18 protein-coding genes and 1 tRNA gene are annotated in these 24390 nt (G+C 57.3%); 10 read left to right on the forward strand and 9 right to left on the reverse strand.

What is annotated here, in order from left to right:
* Positions 1-2: 2 nt before the first annotated feature.
* Together ACR0DH_RS14010 and ACR0DH_RS14015 are read left to right on the forward strand one after the other, a co-directional pair.
* The gene (locus tag ACR0DH_RS14010) at positions 3-416 is read left to right on the forward strand and encodes a DUF2924 domain-containing protein (protein WP_480550156.1); all 414 of its coding nucleotides are present in this window, start codon (positions 3-5) and stop codon (positions 414-416) included.
* Complete coding sequence (locus tag ACR0DH_RS14015; RefSeq protein ID WP_480550154.1) at positions 416-2044, forward strand: recombinase family protein; 1629 nt, start codon at positions 416-418, stop codon at positions 2042-2044. The genes ACR0DH_RS14010 and ACR0DH_RS14015 overlap by 1 nt, the downstream gene beginning before the upstream one ends.
* A gap of 172 nt (positions 2045-2216) precedes the next feature.
* On the opposite strand, the gene ACR0DH_RS14020 is transcribed toward ACR0DH_RS14015, so the two are convergent.
* From ACR0DH_RS14020 to ACR0DH_RS14030, 3 genes are all read right to left on the reverse strand, one after another.
* A tRNA-Gln gene (locus tag ACR0DH_RS14020) sits at positions 2217-2291 on the reverse strand.
* Between the two features lie 95 nt (positions 2292-2386).
* Positions 2387-3376, reverse strand: coding sequence for an NADPH:quinone reductase (locus tag ACR0DH_RS14025; protein ID WP_480550152.1), 990 nt, complete (start codon positions 3374-3376; stop codon positions 2387-2389).
* Positions 3377-3478: 102 nt separating this feature from the next.
* Positions 3479-3982, reverse strand: coding sequence for an SH3 domain-containing protein (locus ACR0DH_RS14030; RefSeq protein ID WP_480550261.1), 504 nt, complete (start codon positions 3980-3982; stop codon positions 3479-3481).
* A gap of 156 nt (positions 3983-4138) precedes the next feature.
* On the opposite strand from ACR0DH_RS14030, the gene ACR0DH_RS14035 reads away from it, so the two are divergent.
* From ACR0DH_RS14035 to ACR0DH_RS14055, 5 genes are all read left to right on the forward strand, one after another.
* Positions 4139-5125, forward strand: coding sequence for a 2-hydroxyacid dehydrogenase (locus ACR0DH_RS14035; protein WP_480550150.1), 987 nt, complete (start codon positions 4139-4141; stop codon positions 5123-5125).
* An 18-nt stretch (positions 5126-5143) separates the two neighbouring features.
* Positions 5144-5533 carry a GFA family protein gene (locus ACR0DH_RS14040; protein WP_480550148.1) on the forward strand — a complete coding sequence of 130 codons (390 nt, stop codon included), beginning with the start codon at positions 5144-5146 and terminating at the stop codon, positions 5531-5533.
* A 112-nt stretch (positions 5534-5645) separates the two neighbouring features.
* A complete protein-coding gene (ggt, locus tag ACR0DH_RS14045) occupies positions 5646-7439 on the forward strand; it encodes a gamma-glutamyltransferase (RefSeq protein WP_480550146.1) in 1794 nt (597 codons plus the stop codon).
* A gap of 80 nt (positions 7440-7519) precedes the next feature.
* Positions 7520-8926, forward strand: a complete 1407-nt coding sequence (locus ACR0DH_RS14050; protein ID WP_480550259.1) for an FAD-binding oxidoreductase — start codon at positions 7520-7522, stop codon at positions 8924-8926.
* A 169-nt stretch (positions 8927-9095) separates the two neighbouring features.
* The gene (locus ACR0DH_RS14055) at positions 9096-11603 is read left to right on the forward strand and encodes a GcvT family protein (protein WP_480550144.1); all 2508 of its coding nucleotides are present in this window, start codon (positions 9096-9098) and stop codon (positions 11601-11603) included.
* Between the two features lie 82 nt (positions 11604-11685).
* Here ACR0DH_RS14055 and ACR0DH_RS14060 read toward each other — a convergent pair whose 3' ends face one another.
* Both ACR0DH_RS14060 and ACR0DH_RS14065 read right to left on the reverse strand, forming a co-directional pair.
* Positions 11686-12339, reverse strand: coding sequence for a DUF938 domain-containing protein (locus ACR0DH_RS14060; RefSeq protein WP_480544790.1), 654 nt, complete (start codon positions 12337-12339; stop codon positions 11686-11688).
* On the reverse strand, positions 12336-13403 hold the full coding sequence (locus ACR0DH_RS14065) for an NAD(P)/FAD-dependent oxidoreductase (protein WP_480550142.1): 1068 nt from the start codon (positions 13401-13403) through the stop codon (positions 12336-12338). Before ACR0DH_RS14065 ends, ACR0DH_RS14060 begins: the two co-directional genes overlap by 4 nt.
* 186 nt (positions 13404-13589) lie before the next feature.
* On the opposite strand from ACR0DH_RS14065, the gene ACR0DH_RS14070 reads away from it, so the two are divergent.
* The 3 genes from ACR0DH_RS14070 to ACR0DH_RS14080 all read left to right on the forward strand — a co-directional run bounded on the left by ACR0DH_RS14070 (position 13590) and on the right by ACR0DH_RS14080 (position 19218).
* Positions 13590-13988: a hypothetical protein gene (locus tag ACR0DH_RS14070; protein WP_480550257.1), complete on the forward strand. Its 399-nt coding sequence runs from the start codon at positions 13590-13592 to the stop codon at positions 13986-13988.
* A gap of 3 nt (positions 13989-13991) precedes the next feature.
* Positions 13992-15224 (forward strand): HlyD family secretion protein, encoded by a 1233-nt coding sequence (locus ACR0DH_RS14075; protein ID WP_480544793.1) that lies wholly within the window; start codon positions 13992-13994, stop codon positions 15222-15224.
* Positions 15225-15870: 646 nt separating this feature from the next.
* Entirely contained in the window at positions 15871-19218 is a 3348-nt protein-coding gene (locus tag ACR0DH_RS14080) for a peroxidase family protein (RefSeq protein ID WP_480550140.1), read from the forward strand.
* 68 nt (positions 19219-19286) lie between these two features.
* Here the strand turns inward: ACR0DH_RS14080 and ACR0DH_RS14085 are convergent, their stop codons facing one another.
* From ACR0DH_RS14085 to ACR0DH_RS14100, 4 genes are read right to left on the reverse strand one after another with little or no spacing between them, the layout of a single operon-like run.
* The gene (locus ACR0DH_RS14085) at positions 19287-20486 is read right to left on the reverse strand and encodes a catalase family protein (protein ID WP_480550138.1); all 1200 of its coding nucleotides are present in this window, start codon (positions 20484-20486) and stop codon (positions 19287-19289) included.
* A gap of 9 nt (positions 20487-20495) precedes the next feature.
* Entirely contained in the window at positions 20496-21965 is a 1470-nt protein-coding gene (locus tag ACR0DH_RS14090; RefSeq protein ID WP_480550136.1) for a Dyp-type peroxidase, read from the reverse strand.
* Entirely contained in the window at positions 21962-23263 is a 1302-nt protein-coding gene (locus ACR0DH_RS14095) for a hypothetical protein (protein ID WP_480550134.1), read from the reverse strand. The genes ACR0DH_RS14090 and ACR0DH_RS14095 overlap by 4 nt, the downstream gene beginning before the upstream one ends.
* Before the next feature lie 21 nt (positions 23264-23284).
* Positions 23285-23737 (reverse strand): hypothetical protein, encoded by a 453-nt coding sequence (locus tag ACR0DH_RS14100; RefSeq protein WP_480550132.1) that lies wholly within the window; start codon positions 23735-23737, stop codon positions 23285-23287.
* Between the last annotated feature and the right edge of the window lie 653 nt (positions 23738-24390).

Below are 24390 nucleotides of genomic sequence, written 5' to 3' on the forward strand. Positions count from 1 at the left end.
CCATGGCGAATGCAAGCGCTTCCAAGCTCGACCATGCTGTGGCAGAACTTGAGCAGCTGGGCCGGGCGGGCTGCCTTGAGCGCTGGCGGCAGGTCTTTGGCCGACCCCCTCCCAAATATCTGTCGCCTCAGTTCATGAGACGGGTCCTGATCTGGGAGCTGCAAAACAAGGAACTGGGCGGCTTGTCTGCCAAGACCGATAGACGTCTGAAACAGATCGCGGCGGGAAGAACCCCAACTGCTATGGCGAAGCCCGGTTCTCACCTCGTCCGGGAATGGAGCGGGCGCACCTATCAGGTTGAGGTGGTCGACGGCGGCTATGTCATGGATGGAAAGACGTGGCGGTCTTTGTCAGCCATTGCCCGGCACATCACCGGCGCCCGGTGGTCCGGACCGCGCTTCTTTGGGGTTCAGTGATGCGCCGGATCCGTTGTGCAATCTATACCCGCAAGAGCTCGGAAGAGGGGCTGGAGCAGGATTTCAACTCGCTGGATGCCCAGCGGGAAGCGTGTGAGGCCTACATTGCCAGCCAGAGACACGAGGGCTGGGAACTGCTGCCCGATCACTATGACGATGGCGGCATATCGGGTGGTCATCTGGATCGCCCGGCGCTTCAGCGCCTGATGCAGGTGGTGGACGAAAAACGCGTTGATCAGATTGTGGTCTATAAAATCGATAGATTGACGCGTTCTCTGGCTGACTTTGCCAAACTGGTCGACCGTCTGGACGCGGCGGAAACTTCCTTCGTATCGGTTACCCAGTCCTTCAATACGGCCACCAGCATGGGACGCCTGACGCTTAACATGCTGCTTTCGTTTGCTCAGTTTGAGCGTGAGGTCACAGCGGAGCGTATCAGAGACAAGATCGCTGCGTCCAAACGCAAGGGCATGTGGATGGGTGGCAGTGTTCCAATGGGCTATCAGCCGCATGGACGGACGCTGAAGATCGACGAGACTGAAGCCGAAACAATCCGGACGCTTTATGATCTATATCTGAAACTTGGCACCCTGCGGGATGTGAAGGAACGAGCGGAGAACCTCGACCTTAAGTCCCGGCGCCGTGAACGGGTGGGTGGTCGGCTATCCGGTGGAAAACACTTCGACCGCGGCCACATCCAGCATATCCTGAGCAACCCTATCTATGCAGGGAGGATCCGGCACAAAAAGCAGACCTATGATGGACAGCATCCAGCCATCATTGATCCGGCGGTTTGGGACAAGGTTCAGGGGCTGCTGCAGACTGGGGCAGCGGTTGCTCGCGGTTCCAGACAAAAGGCGACAAGATCACCTCTGGCGGGCAAGCTCTTTGATGAAACCGGCGATCGCCTGACGCCCAGCCACAGCCGCAAGAACGGCAAACGACTTCGCTACTATATTTCCCGCAGACTGGTCAAAGATCGCAGCCGGAAACATCCGGATGCCTGGCGGTTGCCTGCAGAGCAGGTGGAGGGCTTGCTGGCTGAACTGGTAGGGCAACATCTGACCAGACCCGGTGCCGCGGCAGTGATGACCGAAGGTTTGACGGCAGCCGAACTGACAGACGTATCGAAAAAGCTTCAGGATCAGTGCGATGCAACGGAACGACTGGCTTTGATCGAACGAGCCGATCTGCAACAGGGTTGCCTTACGGTACGTCTGGACAAGTCAATGCTTGCTGAACGTCTTGGCAGCAAACCGGAGCAGATCAATCTGGTTGAATTGACAATCGAATCTCCATTCCAGATGCGTCGGCGTGGCGTGGAATTGAAACTGCATCTTGGGGATCCACCAACAGAGATCGACAGAACGCTGGTGCAGAACATCATGAAGGGACGCAACTGGTTGGCAATGGTCATCGCGGGCAAAACCTTCTCCGAGATAGCCGATGTCGAAGGTGTCTCGAAACGCCGTGTACAGGACGTGGTCAACCTGGCGTTGCTCTCGCCTGACGTTCTTGACAGCATCGCTACGGGTGAACAGTCCGATGGTCTCACCACCGACTACCTGATCAAGACCCGCTTCCCTGCTGTCTGGTCCGAACAACGCGAGCAGTTCGCCACTCTCTGAAGCTTCACATCCCAAACTCGTACCGCCGGAATCGCAAACAGAGACTACGGGCTCAAATCCGCCCGGTTCGTGCTCTTATCCGCGTCTCTGTTGAAAACCCTGTCTGCCAAGCGCCCGAAAACACGCGACAATTGCGCGGGAAACTTACAGCGTCTGAAAACAGGGAAGTGTGTGGCTGGGGTGGTAGGATTCGAACCTACGATACACGGTACCAAAAACCGCTGCCTTACCACTTGGCTACACCCCAACGGTGAGCGGCTGTCTACGATTGTTGCTGGCGGGGTTCAAGAGGTTTTTGGGCAAAAAAACCGGCTCTGTGAAAAAATGTAACCGTGGTATGTATCATCGCGTTTCCAGCAAAACGGCCCCTGTGCGGTGGCCGGTTTGGACAAGGTCATGGGCCTGTGCACAGTCGCTTAGAGGCAGCACATCCTGAATAGGGCATTTTAAAGCATCATCCGTGAGTGCTGTGTGCAACCGTTTGATCGCTGCGTTGCGGAGTTTTGGGAGCAGCAAGTAGATCAAAACGACCTCCAGCGTGACCGCTTTGAACATCAATGGGTAGAATGGCAGTGTCGGGGTCATATCTTTGGCAGAGCCGAAGGCATTGATGCGACCGTTTTCAGAAATAACGGCGATGTTGGTTTCAACGTTCTGGCCGAACTCGACATCGACAATGCGATCTATCTGCTGGCCGTTATTTGCATCAAGGATGTGTTCAGCCAGATCGGCGTTGGCATAGTCGATCACGGTGTCGGCGCCTGCTGATTGTACCCTGTCAAAATCGCGGGGGCTTGCTGTGCTGATGACCTTGGCACCGCCCCATTTTGCCAGTTGAACGGCCAGGTAACCCACAGTTCCTGCACCACCGTGTATCAGCACCGTTTTGTCTGAGATTTCTCCGCCCGAGAACACGGCATGACTGGCGGTCAGCCCGGGTATACCCAACACAGCGCCGGTTTGAAACGAGACAGAATCGGGCAGTGGCACCGCCTGGTCTGCGGGTAGGGTAATCTGCGTAGCCGCAGTCCCATAAGGGCGCTGCCACTGGCCGTTCCAGACCCAGACCCGCTGCCCGATACGCGTGGTGGGCACGCCGTCCCCGATCGCGGAAATGACACCAGCCCCGTCGCTATGGGGCACGATCTTAGGAAAGGGCGGTTTGGTTACGCCTGGCCTGGTCCCGGCGCGGGCCTTGATGTCGGACGGGTTCACCCCGGAATAAGCCAGATCGACTGTGACGTCTCCGGGCCGCGGTACCTCGGACGGCAGGTCTTCAAGCATAAGCACGTCTGCGGCTGGTCCGAAGGCGGAGTAGGTAATGGCTTTCACGGTGATTCCTCTGACTTTGGGGGCAGCTTAGCCGCACCGGATCAGAGTTCCAGAGGATTTCCCCAGATGAGTGCCTGCCTAAACCAGTTGGAAACAGCCCGGCTATTCCCGGATCTCTGCCGGATCAACGCCCCACAGGTTCGATTTCAGCGTCCAGCCGCGATAGCCGCCTGCCGAGATTCGGCACCAGTCCAGCGAACAGCTGCCAAGGCGCGCGACCACCCCGGTTTCGAAATGGGCGTTGATCGGGGCGCTGGGGTCGGGCCGGGCATATATGGGCAACATTTCGGATTCGATCAGCACCGTGCGTACCCCAGACAGCAGCGCATAGTGAACCCAGCCACCTGCACCATCGCGGTCCTGAACCTTGCGCCAGTTGCCATATTCTGCGGTGATTTGCAGGGGCATCCCGCGTCGTTTGAAGACCCAGTCAATGCGGTGGGTCAGCGACGGCCCCCGGCGTACATTGCCTTCGGCTGCTTTCATCGAGACATAGCGCGGCAGGGGCAGGTTCGTCACCCTGCCGCGATTGTCCTCTGCTGCGGCCACAATCGGGCCGAGCGCTACGAGGAACGCGGCTAGGATCGCCAAATAACGGCGTTTCACCGGTAGAGGACCACTCACTGACTGCCTGCTCTTGTGCCTGTTGATCTGCTTTCGAAAAAAGGTCGACTCAATGCATTAGGGGTTCTTGTGCCCCGCCTTATCCTGAGCCACGATGCCACGGAGCACGCGCGAATGCAAAGCAGTGGGAGGGCCGAAGTGTCAAGAGAACGTCTGAGTGTTGTTGTAACGCGACGGTTGCCTGAGGCGGTCGAGACCCGGCTGAGTGAGTTGTTCGATGTCCGCTTGCGCGATGATGATACGCCCATGACCCGGGATGATCTTGTGGCAGCCGTGAAAGAAGCGGATGTGTTAGTGCCGACCGTAACCGACACGATCGATGGCGGCGTGTTGGGGCAGGCGGGGGATCAGCTGCGCCTGATTGCGAATTATGGCGCGGGTGTCGACAATATTGATGTGGCGACTGCGCGTCAGCGCGGCATCCTGGTGTCGAACACGCCAGGTGTTCTGACCGATGACACGGCAGACATGACGATGGCCCTTATTCTGGCGGTCACACGGCGCATTCCCGAAGGTTTGGGTGTGATGCAGCAAGGGGATTGGACCGGCTGGGCGCCAACGGCCCTTCTGGGCGGTCGGATCGGTGGTCGGCGTCTGGGTATCCTGGGCATGGGCCGGATCGGGCAGGCGGTTGCACGCCGCGCCGGTGCCTTTGGGATGCAGGTGCATTATCACAATCGCCGCCGCCTACGGCCCGAGACCGAACAGGCGCTGGAGGCGACCTATTGGGAAAGCCTGGACCAGATGGTGGCACGGATGGATGTGATCTCGGTCAATTGTCCGTCGACCCCATCTACTTTTCATCTGATGAATGCGCGGCGTTTGAAGCTGATGAAACCTTCTGCCGTGATCGTGAATACCTCTCGGGGTGAGGTGGTGGATGAAAATGCCTTGACCCGTATGATCCGTTCTGGAGATATCGCCGGGGCTGGGCTGGATGTCTATGAACATGGCACGGATGTGAATCCGCGTCTGCGGCAATTGCCGAATGTTGTCCTGCTGCCGCACATGGGCTCGGCCACGCTGGAAGGGCGGATCGAGATGGGCGAGAAGGTGATCATCAACATCAAGACGTTCGAAGATGGGCACCGCCCACCGGATCAGGTTGTGCCCGCGATGCTATGAGGTTTTGGAGGTTGGCCAGTGACCGAGATCCATAAAGCCGGTTGCCGCTGTGGCGCGGTGCGGGTCACTGCCAAGGGCCCTCCGCTCCGGGTTGGCTTATGTCACTGCCTTGATTGCCGAAAGCATCATGGTGCCTTGTTCTACGCCGCTGCCATTTTTCACCATGATTGTGTGCAGATCAGTGGAGAAACTCGTAGCTACGAAGGGCGCTTTTTTTGCCCGGTCTGTGGGTCGCCGGTGTTTGCCAGAACAGATGACGAGGTAGAGGTGCACCTGGGCAGCTTTGATGAGGTCAATCAGTTCAAACCAAGCTATGAATGCTGGGCGATCCGGCGTGAAAGCTGGTTGCCAGAATTTGAGGGCTTGCAGCGATACGACACGGATCGCGTGGATGTTGGTTCGGATTGACAAGACCTGATACGGCGGGACTCTGCCATTGGCTTGCGTAATCTCAACCTTTGGTTGCGGCTTTCCGGTCGTCTGTACAGTGTTGAAAGCAATAGTAGAATTGGAGGATTAGATGCGTTTCAGTCGAATTTCAGGTTTGATCGTTTCAACGGTTGCGTTAACCGCGCCCGCATTCGCGCAGGAAACGGCAGATGCAGTCGCACCAGAAGGGGCGTCCGAAGGGCAGGTTCAGGCCTTGACCGAGGAGGTCATCGCTGCCCTCGAGGCGAAACTGGCAGGTGTTCCGGTACAATCGGAAAACTGGATGGTTGCTGCTGCCAATCCGCTGGCGGTCGAGGCCGGGGCCAAGATCTTGCGCGCCGGAGGATCAGCAGCCGATGCCATGGTTGCAGTGCAAGTTGTGCTGGGACTGGTCGAGCCTCAGTCATCCGGTCTGGGCGGCGGGGCCTTCTTGGTTTGGTACGATGCAGCCTCGGGTCAGATGACCACTTTGGACGGGCGCGAAACGGCGCCGCTGGCGGCTACGCCAACACTGTTTCAGGACGAAAACGGTGAGCCCCTCAAATTCTTTGATGCGGTTGTCGGCGGGCTGTCTGTTGGCACACCCGGAACGCCCGCGTTGCTGGAAGAAGCGCATCGCCGCTGGGGGCGGTCACCCTGGCCCGGGCTGTTTACCGATGGCATCCGATTGGCGGATGAAGGGTTTCTGGTCTCGCCGCGCCTTGCCGCGTTGGCTGCCAATGACGCTGAACGATTGTCACGTTTCCCTTCTACGACAGAGTACTTCTTGCCGGGTGGTGAACCGTTGCAGCAAGGCCATCGGCTGATGAACCCCGACTATGCTGAAACGCTGCGGGTGCTGGCCGCAGATGGGGCAGCAGGGTTCTATGGTGGTGATATTGCGGCAGGAATTGTAAACACCGTTCGGACTGCCCCGGGGAATCCGGGTGTTCTGTCAGGCACGGATCTGGCGCTCTATCAAGTGATCGAGCGTGAACCAGTCTGCGCCACATATCGCTCTTACGAGGTGTGCGGCATGGGGCCGCCGTCATCCGGAGCACTGACCGTTGGGCAAATCCTGGGCATGCTGGACAGTTATGATCTGGCGGCGATGGGGCCAGAAAGTGTCGAAGCCTGGCGGCTGATCGGTGAAGCCTCACGCCTCGCCTTTGCAGACCGGGGGCGTTACATGGCCGACAGCGATTTTGTCCCGATGCCAACCGAAGGTCTGGTTGATCCAGCCTATCTGGCAGAACGTGCCGATCTGCTGAACGCCGAAAGCGCGTTGATCGATGTTGCACCCGGCAATCCCGCCTTCGATCACGCGGCAAACTGGGCGGACGATGTTTCGCTGGAACTGCCCTCGACCTCGCATATCTCGATTGTGGACAGCTATGGCAATGTTTTGTCGATGACCACGACCATCGAAAACGGCTTTGGTTCGCGCTTGATGACCAACGGTTTCCTGCTCAATAACGAACTGACGGATTTCTCGTTCAGAACTCACACCAACGGTGTACCCATCGCTAACCGGTTGGAGCCTGGCAAGCGTCCGCGCTCGTCCATGAGCCCTACTATCGTGATGCAGGACGGTGCACCGGTTCTGGCCATCGGATCACCCGGAGGCAGCCGGATTATCGGCTATGTGGCCAAATCGATCATTGCCTGGGCTGATTGGGGAATGGACGTACAACAGGCGGTGTCCCTGCCGCATCTGGTCAACCGGTTCGGCACTTATGATGTGGAATTGGGCACTGTAGCCGAGGGATATGTGGACGCATTGACTACATTGGGGTTTGAGGTGAACCCGCGTGACCTGACCTCGGGCCTGCATGCCATCGAGATCGGCGAGCAGCTGAGCGGTGGTGCGGATCCACGGCGCGAAGGGATTGCGCTGGGCGAATAAGCTCGGGGCTTGTACGGATCGTTCAGGCCTTTTAGTCATGGCTAAAAGGCCTGATGCCTTTTCATGAGAAGGGGTTAGATATGGTGCAGGCGACAGCTTTGCCGCGCAACGAAGCTGGTATTGAAACCGCAGTTGGAATTCTGAAACAACGATTTGGCGACCGGCTGCAAACCGGGGCCGCGATCCGTAAGCAGCATGGTCACACCACGACCTGGATCCTCAATCAGAGCCCAGATGCGGTGGTCTTTCCCACCTCAACGGCTGAAGTATCCGAAATCGTCACAATTTGCGCGACGCATAAAGTGCCCGTGATCCCCTTCGGCACCGGCACCTCGCTGGAAGGTCATGTGAATGCGCCTGCGGGTGGAGTTTGCGTGGACCTAATGCAGATGAACAAGGTGATCGCCGTCAATGCCGGTGATCTGGATTGCGTTGTTCAGCCGGGCGTAACCCGTGAGGACCTGAATACCCATCTGCGTGATCAGGGCTTGTTTTTCCCGATAGATCCGGGGGCCAATGCCTCGCTCGGAGGTATGGCCGCAACGCGCGCTTCGGGCACAAATGCGGTGCGCTATGGCACGATGCGGGATAATGTGCTGAGCCTTGAGGCGGTTATGCCTGACGGGCAGGTGATCCGAACCGGCAATCGCGCCAAAAAATCATCCGCAGGCTATGATCTGGCCCGATTGCTGATCGGGGCGGAAGGGACGTTGGGCGTTATCACCGAACTCACCCTGCGCCTGCACGGCATCCCCGAGGCGATCAGCTCGGCCCGGTGTTCCTTCCCAAGCGTTGATGCCGCGTGTCAGGCCGTGATGATGACCATCCAGTACGGCATCCCGGTTGCGCGTATTGAATTGCTGGACGAGATGTCCGTGCGCGCAGCCAACGCCTATTCCGGCCTGACCCTGCCTGAAACACCCCTGTTGTTGCTCGAATTCCATGGCTCAGAAAACGGGGCTGCCGAACAGGCGGCGACCTTCGGTGACATCGCAGGCGAATTTGGTGGCGTGGACTTTGCGGCAACGTCCACCACCGAAGAACGCAACAAGCTATGGCAAGCGCGACATGATATGTACTGGGCCTGCTTGCAGTTGCGCCCTGGCGCACAAGGCATATCAACGGATGTTTGCGTTCCGATCTCTCGGCTGGCCGAGGCGGTTGGCGCAGCACAGGACAAGGCGGCAGAACTTGGTCTGATCGCCCCGATTGTTGGTCATGTTGGTGATGGGAACTTCCACACCCTTCCTTTGATCGACATGGACAATCAGGCCGAAGTTGCCAATGCTGATCAATTTGTCAGTTGGCTGAACGATCTGGCGATTTCGATGGACGGCACCTGCACCGGCGAACACGGGATCGGGCAGGGCAAACGCCCCTATCTGGTCAAGGAGCTTGGGGCGGCAACGCAGTACATGTCGGCGATCAAGGCTGCGCTGGACCCAGACGACATCATGAACCCCGGAAAGATTGTTCCGGGCCAGTAAGTGGATTGACGCCTGGTTGGTGGCCCAGCCCTAGGGACGGATCGCCGTTTTTCGACCTCGAACTGATCTGCGGGTCGTTTTTTCCTTATCACCGGTCGGATGAATGTCGCGCTGCCCCTCTGAACTGCGCCATATGGTGTCAACTGAATTCAAGGGGAGACGCCCGGTTATGAAAACCCAAGTCAAAGCACTGGTTGTTGGCGGCGGCGCCGTTGGGACCTCGATTGCCTACCATCTGGCCAAGGCGGGCTGGGACGATGTGATGTTGATCGAACGGGATGAGCTGACGTCCGGATCCACCTGGCACGCGGCTGGCCTACTGCCGTTGTTCAACATGTCCTATGCGACGACCCACATCCACAAATACTCGGTCGATTTCTACAAGACGCTTGAGGAAGAGACCGGCCTGAACGCTGGCTTCGCCGTGGTTGGCAACCTCCGCATGGCGCAGACGCAGGAGCGGATGGATGAATACATGCTCTATGCGTCCACCGCCGAGACCTGTGATGTTGCTTACGAGTGGCTGACCCCGGACCAGATTAAGGAACGCTGGCCGCTTATCGAAACTTCGGACCTGAAAGGTGCGATCTATCACACCGAGGACGGTTACATTAACCCCGCCGATGTGACTCAGGCCATGGCCAAAGGGGCCCGTCAGCGCGGCGTTGATATCGTTCGTAAGATGCAGGCCGACGCCTTTCACTGGAATGGCACCCATTGGGAAGTCACCTGCACCAAAATGGTGGAGAAGGGTGGTAACCTCATCCCGTCCGATGAGCAGGTGGTGATCACCGCCGAGCACGTGGTGACCGCATCGGGCAACCACGCGCAACGCACCGCCAAGATGCTGGGCATCAAGATGCCCGCGATCCCGGTCGAGCATACCTTCATCGTCATGGACAAAGACCCTGAATTGGTCAAATGGCGCGAAGCGGGCAACCCCGAGCACCCGGTTGTGCGTGATGCTGATAACGAGTCGTATGCGCGCGAAGAACGCGGCGGATGGATTCTGGGTATCTACGAACATGGCGCTCCTGCGCAGTTCGAACACGGCGTGCCGGACAGCTTCCGCGCGGACCTGTTCCCGCTGGATCTGGACCGGATTGCCGATCAGTACATGGCGATGGCCGAACGCGTGCCTTCCTGCGCTGAATCCGGCCTGAAAGACGATTTCAACGGCCCGATCTGCTATACTCCGGACGGCAACCCGCTGGTTGGTCCGGCTCCGGGCCTGCGCAACATGTGGCTTGCTGAGGGCTTCTCGTTCGGGATCACTGCCGCTGGCGGCACCGGTTACTATCTGGCGCAGATGATGGTCGATGGCGAAGCCGAGATCGACATGGCCTCGCTGGACCCCAAGCGTTACTCGTCCAACTGGATGACCACCGAATTTGCGGCGCGCAAGAACGAAGAGTGCTATGAGCACGTCTACATCCTGCACCACCCGGATGAAGAGCGTGAAGCCTGCCGTCCGCTGCGGACTGTTCCGGCCTATGACCGCCAGAAAGCCCGCGGTGCGCAGTTCGGTTGGGTCAACGGCTGGGAACGTCCTAACTATTTCGGCCCGTTGGATGCGTCGGACAACTTCGACAAAGAAAGCCGTTCGTTCCGCCGTGGTGGCTGGTGGCAGTATGCCGTCGAAGAAGCCAAGGCGATCCGTGAAGGCGTTGGCCTGATCGACGCTTCGGCCTTCACCAAGCACGTCGTCAAAGGCCCCGGAGCGACCCAGTTCCTGGATTGGTTCACCTGCAACAAGCTGCCCAAGGTCGGTCGGATCAACCTGACCTACGCGCTGACGTCGCACGGCACCACACGTACCGAATACACCATCGTCCGCAATGGCGAGAACAATTACTACATCGTCTCCGCCGGTGCATGGACTGAATATGACGCCGACTACCTGCGCAAGGCGGCCGAGGACAAGATGGAGGAGTTTGGCTACATCGAAATCCAGGACGTGACCACCCAGTGGGGCGTCTTCGCCATCGCCGGACCCAAGTCGCGTGATGTTCTGAAAGAAGTCATCAAAGACGCCGATCCGGAAACCGCGCTGTCCAACAAACGCTTCCCGTGGCTGTCGGCCCGTCAGATCGAACTGGGCATGTGCCCGGTCAACGCGATCCGCGTGGCTTATACCGGTGAGCTGGGTTGGGAACTGCACCACCCGATCGAAATGCAGAACTACCTGTTCGATCTGCTGGAAAAGGCGGGTGAGAAGCACGGTATGAAGCTGGTCGGCGCGCGCGCCCAGAACTGGTTGCGGCAGGAGAAATCCTATCGCGCTTTCGGCACCGAACTGGGCCGCGACGCGACCCCGCTGGAAGCCGACCTGCCGCGCTTTGTCGACCTGTCCAAGGAGTTCCACGGCAAAGCCAAGCTGGAAGAGACCGGCGTACGCGTGAAATGCTGCACCCTGCTGATCGACGGACCGGACGATGCCGATCCGTGGGGCCGCGAGGCGCTGTACACCCCGGAAGGTGAGCGTGTGGGGCGTCTGACTTCGGGCGGGTATTCGGTAGCGTTCGAGAAATCCATCGGTATGGGTTATGTGAAGCCCGAGCTGGCGGTTGAAGGTACCAAGCTGCAGGTCAAAATGCAGGACAAGCTGTGGGATGCGATTGTAACCTGCGACAGTCCTTATGATCCGAAGAACGAAACCATCCGCAAGGACGGCTGAGCGGCCCAAGAAGAGTGGGGCGCCTTCAGCGCCCCGCCGGAGGCAAGACTGCGTATGCGGGCTTTCAGGGCGATCTACTAGATCATTCAGCCTGCTTTTGAGCGACAAAGGCCAGGTTATTGGCGGGCATTTCTGTTACTTCGATCAGGTTCAGATCATTAGCTGCGAGCAAGCGTTTTATATCTGCGTCGCTTTTATACCCAACCTCGGGGTCCTGCTGAACAAGCGCTTCATGAAACCGCTTGTCTCCATCGCTTGTCAGCATGCCATCCCGCATAAAGGGGCCGTAGAGAATAAACCTGCCGTTTGATGAGAGCGTCTTGGCTGTCTCAGAGACAAGCGTCACGGTTTCTTCCCAACTGATCAGATGCAGCAGGTTGATCAAAACGATCAGGTCTTTTGGCCTAAATTGCCGATGCCATCCGGAGGTGGTCGCGTCCAAATGTTGGGCGGGCTGAATGTTCGGTTGATCACTGGCATAGGCATCTATGCTCTGCCGCCGATCCGCGTCGATCTCTGTCGGGTGCCAGGACAGCTGAGGTAGCTTCTGCGCAAACGCGCAGACATGCTGACCCGTGCCGCTGGCGATCTCCATGGCCCGGCCTTGTGGCGGTGCCCAACGCGAAACCAGCTCACATAGGACGGCAGCGTTGCGGCTGGCAGCGGGGGCAACCAGCTTGCCATCGGTTGATGGCGCGGCGACGCTGGCATTTGGGGGTGGTGTACGTTTGCTCATTTTCGCAGCCGATCCGGTGTTAGCATATCGATTATCGCCTGCTCAAACGCGGGTCTGTTTCCGACAATAAGGTCGGCCACAAACTCAGACGCGCCCGGCGCGCTTTGGAACCCATATCCGCCTTGCCCGGCGCACCAGATAAAAGACCTGTCCTGCGGATCAGGACCCAGCACCAATGTTCCATCTGGTGAAAAACTACGCAGCCCTGCCCAGTTTGTTTCAACCCGCGTCACGGGTTCGCTGACCATCTCTTCATAGCGTGCCAACCCCTCGGCCAGCACCATATCGTCGGCATAGGCATCATGCGGGGCAACCAGGTCGGCATCAGCCGGAGATACAAGCAACTTACCCGCATCCGGTTTGGCATACCAAGTCTCACCAGCACCAATCATCATTGGCCAATCTGAAACATCATGCCCGCCCGGCGCCGGTATGCGCGCCATTGACCGGCGGCGGGGTTGCAGGCCGATTGGCGCTATCCCGGCCAGTTGTGCGACCTCGTCCGCCCAGGCACCGGCCGCGTTGATCACGTGTCGTGCTTCAAAAACATCCCGCGCTTCGACCTGCCAGTTGTTGGCTTTGGTGATCGCAGTCACCGAGGATTTAGTGTGAACAACCCCGCCATTCTTGCGAATGACCCGCGCAAAATCCTGCAGGAGGCGGTCGGTGTCGATGTCAAAGGCGTCGTGGCTGATCCCGGCGTAGCCCAGCCTCTTGGGATGCAGGATCTGGATCAGGCTGCGCGCATGGTCAACCGATATCGCTTGCATATCCAGACTGTTGAGGTCTGCCTTAAACAAATCTTCTTGATCTGTGCGCGCAACCAGCATCAAACCGCGTTTTTGCAGATAGCCGCCATCCTGAAGAAACTGACTGCCTGCCTGATTTAACGCGACCACTGATCGGGGGCCGTAATTTTCCTCGAACAAAGCTGCAGATCGACCTGAGGCGTGATAGCCCAGCCCATCTTCGGCTTCGAGCACGGTAACCGATCCATGCGCGGACAGTCTTGCACCAGCGCTCAGCCCGGCGATCCCGCCGCCGATGACGAGGAAATCAATCATGCTCTGTTTTCTAACAAAAGCGGGATCATTGCGGGCTTGGGGGAATTCATGGGCGCTCCTTAAGTTCCAACGCGTCTTGTTGTCAGTTCCATGGACTATAAGCAGCCTTGAATTTGTGCTTCAACCCGGTCAAAGAAGTATCAAAATGAAAAGGAGGGTACAGTGACTGCAACGGATCTTCATCCAATGGCCACAGGACATATCCCCCGATATGTCGTCGCAGCTGACGGGAGCGACTATCTGTTCTCTGCTATGGTCGTGTTCTTTGTGATCATCGTGGTGCTGATTGGCGTGGGGTATCTGACTCTGCATTCGGTTCCGGAAAAAATGGCGCATGAAAACAACCACCCTCAGTTCCAGTTGGTTGGTATTCTGGCGCTGCTTGCCTTGTTCACACATAATGGATTGTTCTGGATTGCGGCCATTTTGGTTGCAGGGTTCCAGTTCCCGGATTTTGCAACGCCGATGAAGAATATCGCAGATGCCATCCGATCTTTGGGGCGGTCACAAGTGCCGGACGCTGTGCCCGAAGCTGTGCAAGCCGAAGCACCCGTTGCAGAAACTAGCGAAACGCGGGAGCAGTAGGCAATGATCGAAACAATGCTCTGCGCCCTGATCACGGTGCTGCCCGATTATCTGTTCCGCCGCTTTGTGCAAGGCAAACGCATCGGGCATGAAATCACCCTGTTCACAATGTGGTACGAATTGCGCTGGGGCTTGACCACCTGCGCCATCCTGGCCCTGACGGTGATTACCACGCTGTTCTACTTTCATCCGGCCAGTTCCAGTGCCGCATCCTACTTCCGGACGGTTACCATCCTGCCGCAACTGGGCGGTCGTGTGGCAGAAGTTTACGTGCGCAACAACGAACAGGTGATCGCTGGTCAACCGATTTTCCGGATCGAGGATTTCACTCAGCAAGCGCAGGTTCAGTCGGCGCACGCGCAAGTGGCTCAGGTCCAGGCCTCACTGAAAGTGGCAGAAACTGATCTGGCAGAAGCCGATGCAGGTATTGCCGGGGCCCGCGCGGCGCTGGCGCAATCGCTGGAAGACCTTGAGCGCAACACCACGCTGCGTGACGAGGGCTCTAGCGCGGTTCGATTGGCCGAGATTGAGCGGTTAGAAAATCTCGTGGCCGAGCGCGAAGCGCAGGTAACGGCAGCCCAGTCCAAGCGGGCAGCGGTTGTTCAACAAATCGAAGAATTGATCCCGGCCCAACTTGCCAGCGCAAATGCGCAACTCGATGCCGCGATGACGGAACTGGACAAGACTGTGATCAATGCCGGTGTGACCGGACGTGTAGAACAGTTTGGGTTGCAGGTGGGGGATTATGTCAGTCCACTGTTGCGACCCGCAGGTATTCTCGTGCCGTCCCATTCCGGGCATGATCGGTTTCAGGCGGCGTTCAATCAGCTATCTGCACAGGTCATCAAACCCGGCATGATCGGAGAGCTGGGATGCATGACCAAGCCCTTCACCGTGATCCCAATGGTTGTGGTTGAGGTTCAGGACGTCATCCCCTCGGGTCAGATCAGACCGTCGGACGAGCTGCGCGATGTGCAGAACAACAAGGTTCCGGGGTCCATTCTGGTTTATATGGAGCCGCTTTACAAAGGCATGGCCGACGACATTCCGCCGGGCAGCAACTGTCTGGCGAATGTCTATACTGACAATCATGAAAGGCTTGAACACGAAGACCTCGGGTTCTGGGAAGGCGCTTTTCTTCATGTTGTTGACACCATAGGTGTGGTACACGCGGCGGGGCTGCGCCTGCGATTGATCCTAATGCCGGTCAACACCCTGGTTCTAACTGGCCACTAGGCCTGAACCGGCCCCGGTCGTTCTCCGGGGCAGACCCGTATCTGACCCTTAGGAGGAGGCGATTCTATGGTTGGTATGCGCGACGCAGAAATCTGGCCCTCAAATGTCCACTTCGCATTTGGCGCGCCCAGACGCATGTCCTAACCCGCGAAAACCGTGAGAGGGCATTGTGTAGTGGTAAGACCTTAGCCTTCCAAGCAATGATGATCGGTTTCACTGAGTATCGTGTAGTTGCTATATATTTCATTTAGTTCAATAATATATTGGGCGATTGTCTATTTGACAGACCCGCAGCCAGCCGCAAGATTATCCGGGGCGTAGCTTAATCGGATAAAGCGCATTGGTTTCATTCCCAAGCGGATCATCGCAGACAAACAGCGCTAGTGTCGTGCTGCTGCAAAGCGTGAGGTCGCACAAGGGTTGAATCAATGGTCACACAAGGGCATCTATAACCAAGCCTTTGGGAGTCGAGGTTTAAGGCTCCACGGTTATGCCAGAAAAAACAGTCGCCCTGAGAAGCCTTGTAAATTAGAATAAGCCCTATCCAGCCGGCAAATTTTGGCTGGCAGGTGTCACGTTTCTACATCTCATTCAGGGTTTTTGGTATCTTTTAGCACCTCAACCCAAATTATTGTTGGAGGTTGAAATGAATGTCGTTTCCGGGTGTCCTGTCTCTGCAAAGCACAACCAGCGGGTTGATCTTCTCTCTGATGATCCGCTGGAAAACATAAACGCAGGTAATTTTTCGACGGCAATAAAGCTATACGTCGAACGCCACGAAGAGGGCCTTGCGACTGCGGAGGACTATGCCCTCGGCGCGCACGCCTTCCGCAACGTGGGAGACTTTCTCTCGGCAGCGGATTGGTTCGAGAAGGCCGCCAAGAAAGACCCAAACCACAAGCTTGCGGCATTCTGGACCCAACAGATCGATAAGAACCGGGTGGATGGACAAAACGGTGCGGGTATCCTTCGACCTAACGAACTGACGGAAGAATATCTAAAGGCCGACCCCGCCAAGGCGTATGAGGGCCACAAAGATGCGTGGGTGTTGTGTACAGATTTCAAACGTCCAGGAGATCATATCCCCGAAAAATCGCTGCTGGACAGGGCACGAAACTTCAAGGATTCTCTGGTTTCTCTGGCGCTGGGGCCGGTTGGTGCCTGGGCGAATTCCGGCGCGACGCCTGGCAATGCGGGCCGTTGGACGCAGCGCAAGCTTGGCATTCTGCGGCTCGCGGCTTTGGGCGATGCGCGTACGCAGATGGAAAAGGGCGAACGCGACCCTGACGGAGAGCGCGGTGACATCGTCGGTCAGCTGCCCAAGGGCGACATACCAAAATGGGCGGATTCTGGCTTTTCCCCCGATGGCGCGTATCTTGATACACAATTTGGGCCAGGCGAAGGCCGTGTGGGCCAAGAATTTGTCGATCACGGTCTTCAAAAAGGCTATCGCCCGCAAGACCAGTCCCAAAATCCAAAACTGCCAAGCGAAGCGGATGTTGCGAAGGTTTTTGGCTATCGCAATGGCCATACCATCGAAGCCATGACAGCCAGCTTTCATGCCGCCGCTCACCTGCAGCAGCTAGTCCATGACGTGGCACAAACCGCGCCCGACAATGCGTTGAAACACGCGATTCCCATCGACCCGGACAGTGAATGGGCCGCGCTTGGTGTGAAGTATGATTGGAGCCGGTCAGATGCCCCGCATGCATTGCGCGAAGATGGCGAAGGCATGCATGGCACCACGGTCTGGTGGGACATGAGCCACATTTACGGCAGCGATATCGAAACGCTGGCAGAAGTGCGCTCATACCCAGACGGCACGCCAGTGCCCGGCGGTAAGCTTTATCTGGAAGACACCGAAGAAGATGGCACCGGCGGATTTCTCCCGCTGAAAGACGTGCCTGTCAGCGAAGATGGCCCGCTGCAAAAACAGATTGTTACCGGCTTTGGGCGCAATATGACGGCCCCGTTGGAGGCCGAACATACGCTCTATGCGCGCCATCACAATTGGGTCGCGGAGGTCCTGAAAGAGCGTTATCCGGACTGGTCAGACAATCAGATTTTCCAGATCGCGCGGCGCGTGGTCACCATGACTTATGTGAAAATCCACACTGGTACCTGGACGCACACTCTGTTTGCCAATGAAGCCGTGGTCAACGGGCTGAACGCCAATCTGTTCGGGCGCGCGGAACGCAAGCTGCCGCATTTCGACAAAAAGATCTACCGGCCTGAGCAAGGCACGGATCCTGTGGCCCACGGCATTGCCGCCGGGAAGGTTGAGAAGAGCAAGCCCGAGATCAAAGGAAACTTCTTCAGCAAGGCCTACCGTTTTGGCCACCAAATCTGGGTCGATCAACTGAAATGCCCGCCTATCGGAGAGACCGCCAAAGACGGTACGCGCGAAGTGAACATGATGAGCTTGCGCGAGCTTGATGGCCACCAGTTCCTCAAGGATGAGGGTCTGGGTGCGGTCTACTATTACATGATGAATACCCGTCTTGGCGCACCCGTTGCTGGCAACACGGCCGATTTCTTCCGGAACATGGCGACCGAAGAAGGTGTCATGAACATGCTGGAGCAGGAAATCCGCAAAGACCGCGAACGTGGCACGCCCTTCTGGACAGATTATCAGCGGGCCCACAACATCCCGCCAAGCGAGAAGTGGGAGCACCTGTTCCTTGATCCATCAAGCGAGGCATCCAAAGCGACGATTGCGAAGCTCCAAGAACTCTACCCCGAAGGCATTGAAACACTGGATGCGATCATCGGGCTGACATTGAATGAGCATAGGCCTGAGGGTCTGGCCATTACCAATGAAGGCTTTCAGACCTTTGTGCAGGAGGCTACCAGTCGCATTCGCAAAAACCCCTACCTCACTGAGAAATGGCGCCCAGACGAAGTCGGTTGGACAGCCATAAATCTGGTGGAAGCGGTTGATAAGGAGAAGATGCTTTACCTGCACTGTCCAGAACTGCGCAATTGGCTGGAGACACGAAAGACGGTCAACACCTACGAATATGTCGGCACCTCGGCAACTGAGGCGCCGGACGAACATCCACTGGAATCCAATGGTATCATCACCTGGGGCGATCAGCATATTCGCGACATGGGTCTTGGTGATCCGTGGAAGTACTCACATTTCAAAAACAATGTGCCCAACCAACTGATCCGCGTGGCACATGGGGACACGGTTTATATCGTCGACATAACGGATGGTGTCGTGTTTGCCGACTTGGAAGGTAAGGGCCGTGTCTTTGCCCGCGATATGCTGACCAAAGATCCCGATGACGTCACTCGCGCCGATTTGATTGCCGCGGCCAACGCCATTCTGGACGAGAAAAAATACCCTTGGCCCGGCTACCAATCGCCTGATCATCCCGGCTTTGCGAGCGAGTGGGTTCTAACGCAGAAAGAAGTGAACCAGCTCAGAGGTTATCGCAAGGACGAGAAACGCGAAGGCGTACAGCTCAAGTTGACGGATATGGAAAAGCATATTCTTCCCTTCAATCTGGGTAATGACATTTCGCGTGCCGGGTTGCCGGAAAATCTGAAAGGCTGGCAAACGTTTGAAACAAGCGGATCTCGGGCGATTTTTCTGACCCTTGGGTCGACCTTCAAATTTGGTGGATTAAAAAACCTCCTACTTGGTCGCGGCATTCCGCTGAAAGAGATGGCGAAACGCCGACCGGGCAAACGCACTATGGTCTACGACAAAAACGGCATGATCGATGAAGACCTGTTGACGGACTATATGGGGGCACTGACTGACATGGCTGCCAAGCATGACGACGGTCTGATCCCCGAGGAAGAGTTCATGGCGCTGTTGGAGGAAAAGAACGCTTTGGATGATCTCACCACCAAGCAATGGGAGTCATTTTTCCGCATGCTCGCCCGTGCGGGCCAGCCAGCTGCCATCCGTCCGTCAGACTTTAAAGGCCTTTACCGCAATACGCTGTTGCCGGAAATGTTTGAGCGGTTCGCATCACCTTAGGTGTTTGATCCTGAGGGGAAACGCTGCATCTTGCCGTTCCCAAAACTCGCAACAGATCGGTGGTATTGTCATTCGAACGTCTCTGTCCCATCGGGTTCGACGTGGTCAGCTTTATTCATTTTCTGGCGAAACGCCGCTAGTTCTTGGTACATTCGCCGCCGCGCACGGCTTTGGTTGCCCAGTGGGCGGTGTTCGGGCAAGGAATGCCAGGGGTTGATTCGCAGGTTTCGGGCAAAAGACATCTGGGCAGGCGTGTCGAAATCCTGCTGAGGGATATGGATGCGCGCGACCGGTATCCAAGGCGATTTGTCTTCGGGCCACAGCACCGAGGCATCCTCCACGGGCATCAGATGCGGGTCGGTCTGAATCTGAACCAGCATCTCGAACTCGGCAGGACCCGCGCGTAGCGCGCGTGCCATGTTGTCTCGTAGATAGTTCGGGGGCACGCGTCCGAAGGGGACACCGGGAATATCCATCGGCACATCCGTTAAAGGCCTGTAGGAGTAGAGCATGGCCTGCCCGTCGCCCAGCAGATACGGCACGCAGCTAAAATAGCGTTGGCCCAGCGGATTATATTGTGTTTCGTTCCACAGACCTTGCATGAGAAAGTCGATCAGGTGCGTGTCCTTGGGGTTCAGAAAATACCAGATCGGCTCGTCAATAGTGCTCCAATACTGCAGCTTGGCATTCTCGCGCACGTCTGGCGTGACAAATGTCGGCGTGACGACAGCGGGCCAGTCCTGGGTGAATTTCTCTTCTTCCATAAGCTTCGGGCCAGGCACGTCCATCAGCTTGACTGACATCGACCCGAAACCGACATCCCGGATATCTTCGGGCACATCGGGGCCGGGCCCGGCAAAGCGGATATAGGCCGGATAGCTTCGTTCAGTTGCGAATACGCCTTTGCGCAGGTGCTCGGGCAAGTCGGCATTCACAGTAAAGGTCGCGCGCACCAACCCATGGGTTTTTGTATTGCCGCCGCGCTCATAGGCGCCGGGCTGAAAATGCAGGTTCATCTGCTCGCGCATCTCATCGATGATTGTCTGCAGCGCCTCTTCTTCCCAGTCGAATATCTTCTCCTCGGCCAGGCCAAGCCCGTGGTTGGGACGCTTGCGGTTCTTGACGCGCTGAAGAAGCCGCGCCGCGGGGTCGCGTATGAGGCGGTTTAACTGCGGGCGGAAAAACGGCTCGAGCCTGCGTTCGAAGTGCAACCCGATCTGAAGCAGGGAATGCAAGAAACGGCGAATGACAAGAAGGATGGTGCGCATGAGTATCTCCTAGTCCTTCCGGCCTGCGAGAAAGCGTAACGCGCGCATGCTGGGCAGGAAGAAATAACCGCCGCCCTTGACGGTTACGAATTGGGGCAGGCCTTCAAGTCGCTCTGCAATGCCGGTCGCGCTCTGGATACTGAAACTGTCTGATGGTACACCACCGACGGGTTCGCGGCTGCCAACAATCGGATCGGCCTCGCCATGCAGACCATCGAACGTAGGGGAGGACATCCATGCGTTCTGGACGAATTCGAACTGACGCGTGATGTCGGCGCAAAGGCAGATGAAATGCAGCCCCCTCGTCCCTTTTCTATCAGCTTTGCCCGAGAGCGCCTGTTCGGGCGACAGCGGCAAGCCATAGGCACGTCCACGACGGGCAAGACGGTGAAACCGTGTCGAGGCGACAAGATCGTGCCGACCCGGCAGACCATCACGCCTACGCCGGAACCCGAGGGTGCTGGTAAGCCAGGCCCATCGGCTATCAACGCCGGGTGGCTGGTCGCCGGTTCGTGGGTTGGCCCGCCGGATATGGGCGCCCACAGGGCAGACCACGCCATCGACGTCATCTTCGTATGTGAAATCGTTTCCCTTTCGCCCACCCTCGATCTCGCGCCGGCCCCGGATCAAAGGCGTGCCGTCCCGCGCGCGGCCCACCAGGGCGGTCGCCAAGGCCTCGCGCCGCGCTGCGTCCCCGTTTGCCGCCATATCCAGATACTGCCAGAACCCCGCCACGTCCTGCTCCAGTTGGCGCAGGATCAGATAGCTACCGTTGCGCCCGAAGTCGCGATCCCCGTCGTCAGCATTGATCTGCGGCGCAGGTGAGACTTCCTTGTATTCATTGACATGGCCCAGAACGATCTCGCCCGGTGCGATCAGGTTGGCGTATTTCTCGCGCCCGTGCTTTGGCGGCGGGCTTTGCTGATCCCAATCCACTTTTGGTTCGCTGATCCCGTCAGCAAAACCGAAAGGTTCAATACCATCATTTGCGCGCGTTGGAAGGGCATGGGTGATGTCGAACGCATCTTTGAAAACGCCTTCCAGCGCGGTCGATTTCAGGGGCTCGAGCCCGCCCTCGCCCGCATAGAGCATCAACAGAACGTGGAGCTCGCCACCATCCCAGACCCAGTTTTCCGGTGCGTTCCCGCCGGTGTCGCCAAGCCGCCTGGTGCGGCTTGCCTCGCCTGCCATCCCCGCCAGAAACGGTTGTGAAAATTCTGAAAGAACCTCACCCGGTAACCCAAGCGCCTGCAATCCGCTGGCTGTGAACGCGACGTGCAGTGCAGTCTGCGGGGGGGTGTCCATCCACTCGGCTGATGTTATCGGGGCAGCCGCCAACCAATCCCGCGCGGCTTGCACGTCCGAGATGGTCAGCAGCAGGAACTCGGCTTCGGTCAGCTTGCCATGACCAAACCGGACCAAGCCCTGCATGTCGGAAAAGTCGGGCTTCGTGACCGGGATATCTCTGTTTTCATTCATATTTTCGTCAGCCATTTTCGCAATGCCCGCAGCCCGAGCGGCCGCCGCTCAAGCCCGGCGCGTATCTGAGAATGCCTGTCGAGGTCGATAGCCGTCAGACCGGGATAGGCCTTGTACCATACTAAGGTGGCTTGCTGACGGTTTCGCAGGAACCGCTTGAACTTGCTCTCTTGTTCAGCCCCGTCCTTGATCAGAAACCGTGTACTTGGATACCCGACACCATTCGAAAACACGAGGTTGAGCCCCCAGGCCACCTTGTTGACGAAATCGTCCATGTAGCTTTCCAACGCCCCATCGTAGTTACTGCAGAACATCACGCGGCGCTTGTTGTCGAAATAGACCCACCTCGCGAAATGGATTGTCTGCACGCGGGTCAGATAACCGCGCGAAAAGATGTGCTTGGCAGCGTAATTCAGCAGATACAGCGCGATCGTCGTGATCGCGCGCCGAAAACCACCGGGCTTTAGATCGCCAACCGCCGAAAAAGGGTTGGTCACATCGTGATCTTCATAGGTGCCCATTTCAGAAATATGTGCGTCATCCGGGCGTGGCAGGATTTCGGGGTCCGACCGTTCAAGCCGACGCAACCACCACAGCAACAACGGCGACGCCAGCAAAACAACGGGCGAAATAACCAGCAGCACCATGGGCACCGAGATCTTTTCGATCCAATCGGCGGCAACCTGTAACAATGGCGCTGGCTGCGGAGGCGTCAGGCGGAGACGCCCTGCCCGCTGTTCGGTCGAGACGAATTCCTGCAAACGCTCGTGCAGCAGAATGGCATCATCCATACCATGCGCGTCTACCAGCGCGCGCAATTCCGTATTCAGTGCTCGGGCAAGTGCCGCTTCTTCGTTAACCTGCTGAACGGTGCGGCCACGCATGTTCACGTAGTTAGCGGCCTCAACCACGTTGTGTTGGACCATCCAATCGCACAGGTCCGTGTCTCCGTGGAAACCCTCGCAATGTGAAAAGATCCGCCGCAATCCTTCACCCGCCTGATCTGCCAACTCGTCCAGAAAGCTGTCCCGATCTCCGTCCACATCACCCAAAAAGGCCAGATGCGGTGGAAATGGGCGCGGTTCCACATTGTAGGCTTCGATGTCGCGCCATGTGTCGACCTGAGTAAGAAAGAACCGTGCGACATGCAGACGGTCAAACTCTGCAAAGGGCACAATCGGGTTCTTCGGGTCCGCAAGCCCGGGTTTGACGACCATTTCGGACAGCAGCGCGCGCAAATCATCAATCCGCCCTTCATCGACAGGGGCCAAAATCAGAAATGTGCTTTGCTGCGTCATGGCGGGACGAGTCTACCACATTCAGGGCGATGACGTATCGACATTGAAATCCAGCGCAAAATCGATCAGACGATTGTCGTCCCAATAGACTTTACCCAGATAAAGACCGGGACCAATGGCACGTATTTCGTCGCGAATCCATTGCGCGAGCAGCGACGTATTGGAGTAGTCCAGTACGATGCACTCCTTTCCATCAAGCCAGCTTGTGTCCTTGTAGACTTTGGCCAAAATCGCATTGAGCCCGAACGGTAGGATGCGGTTGCGTAATACGCCCTTCTGCTGATCAAAAACTTTGCCCTGCCAGGCAAAGCTGTTGATGAAGCGCGAGATCAGTGGTGTGAACCTGGTGCCCGGAGCCACGATGGCAGTCCCTTCAGCCTCGCCGTCGGGGATATCCCCGGCCGCAACGCTGGAGAATAATTCGTCCAGTTCCTCCTGACTCAAGTCCATGAGGGATTCGACGCTGTGTGCCATGATGGCCTCCTTCCATGAAAGTGTTTTGTTGGGCGTCCTCCAGAATGACCTGCACGGCCTTTTCGTCGACCATGTAAACGGAAGATGGGCGGTATCGCAAACTTTGGTACGTTTCCAAGCTATCGCTATGAGCGGGTGGATTTAACAATCGACATCTGAAAATTGACGGAATCTTCTTGTCGAAGGTCCAATCTGCCCCTAGCGGATCATGTTGATTGTCTTGATTCCCGCGAGTTTATTCCGCAAACGGGTGGTCGTAATATTTTTTGGCTGTACTCGCGAACCTTCATGGAGAAGAGATGGGCGAAGAGACTGCTGTTGGCACGGAGTATTCGCGGCACCGAGGCCCAAATGTGACCCGCTCGCAAAACTTACCCGGTTGCTGTGATGGTTCAGGCGAACTCGCTTCAGGTCTCCCAATCGCAGTTCGAATACTTAAGCCAAAGACGAACTCGAAATCCCGCAGGCACGCGGCAAATGTCCGCTATACGAGCTGACGATGGGGCATCCGAGTGGTGCTCTGGATGTCTCCTCTGGGCCGAACCTAAACTACACTTATTGCTAACAAGTTAGTCGCATTTCGCTGCATGTGATCCAGAAATCGAGCAGAATGATCACTGACATCAAATGAACTAGACCCTTTGTGCTAGAAC

The organism is Ruegeria sp. I1, from assembly GCF_056532675.1.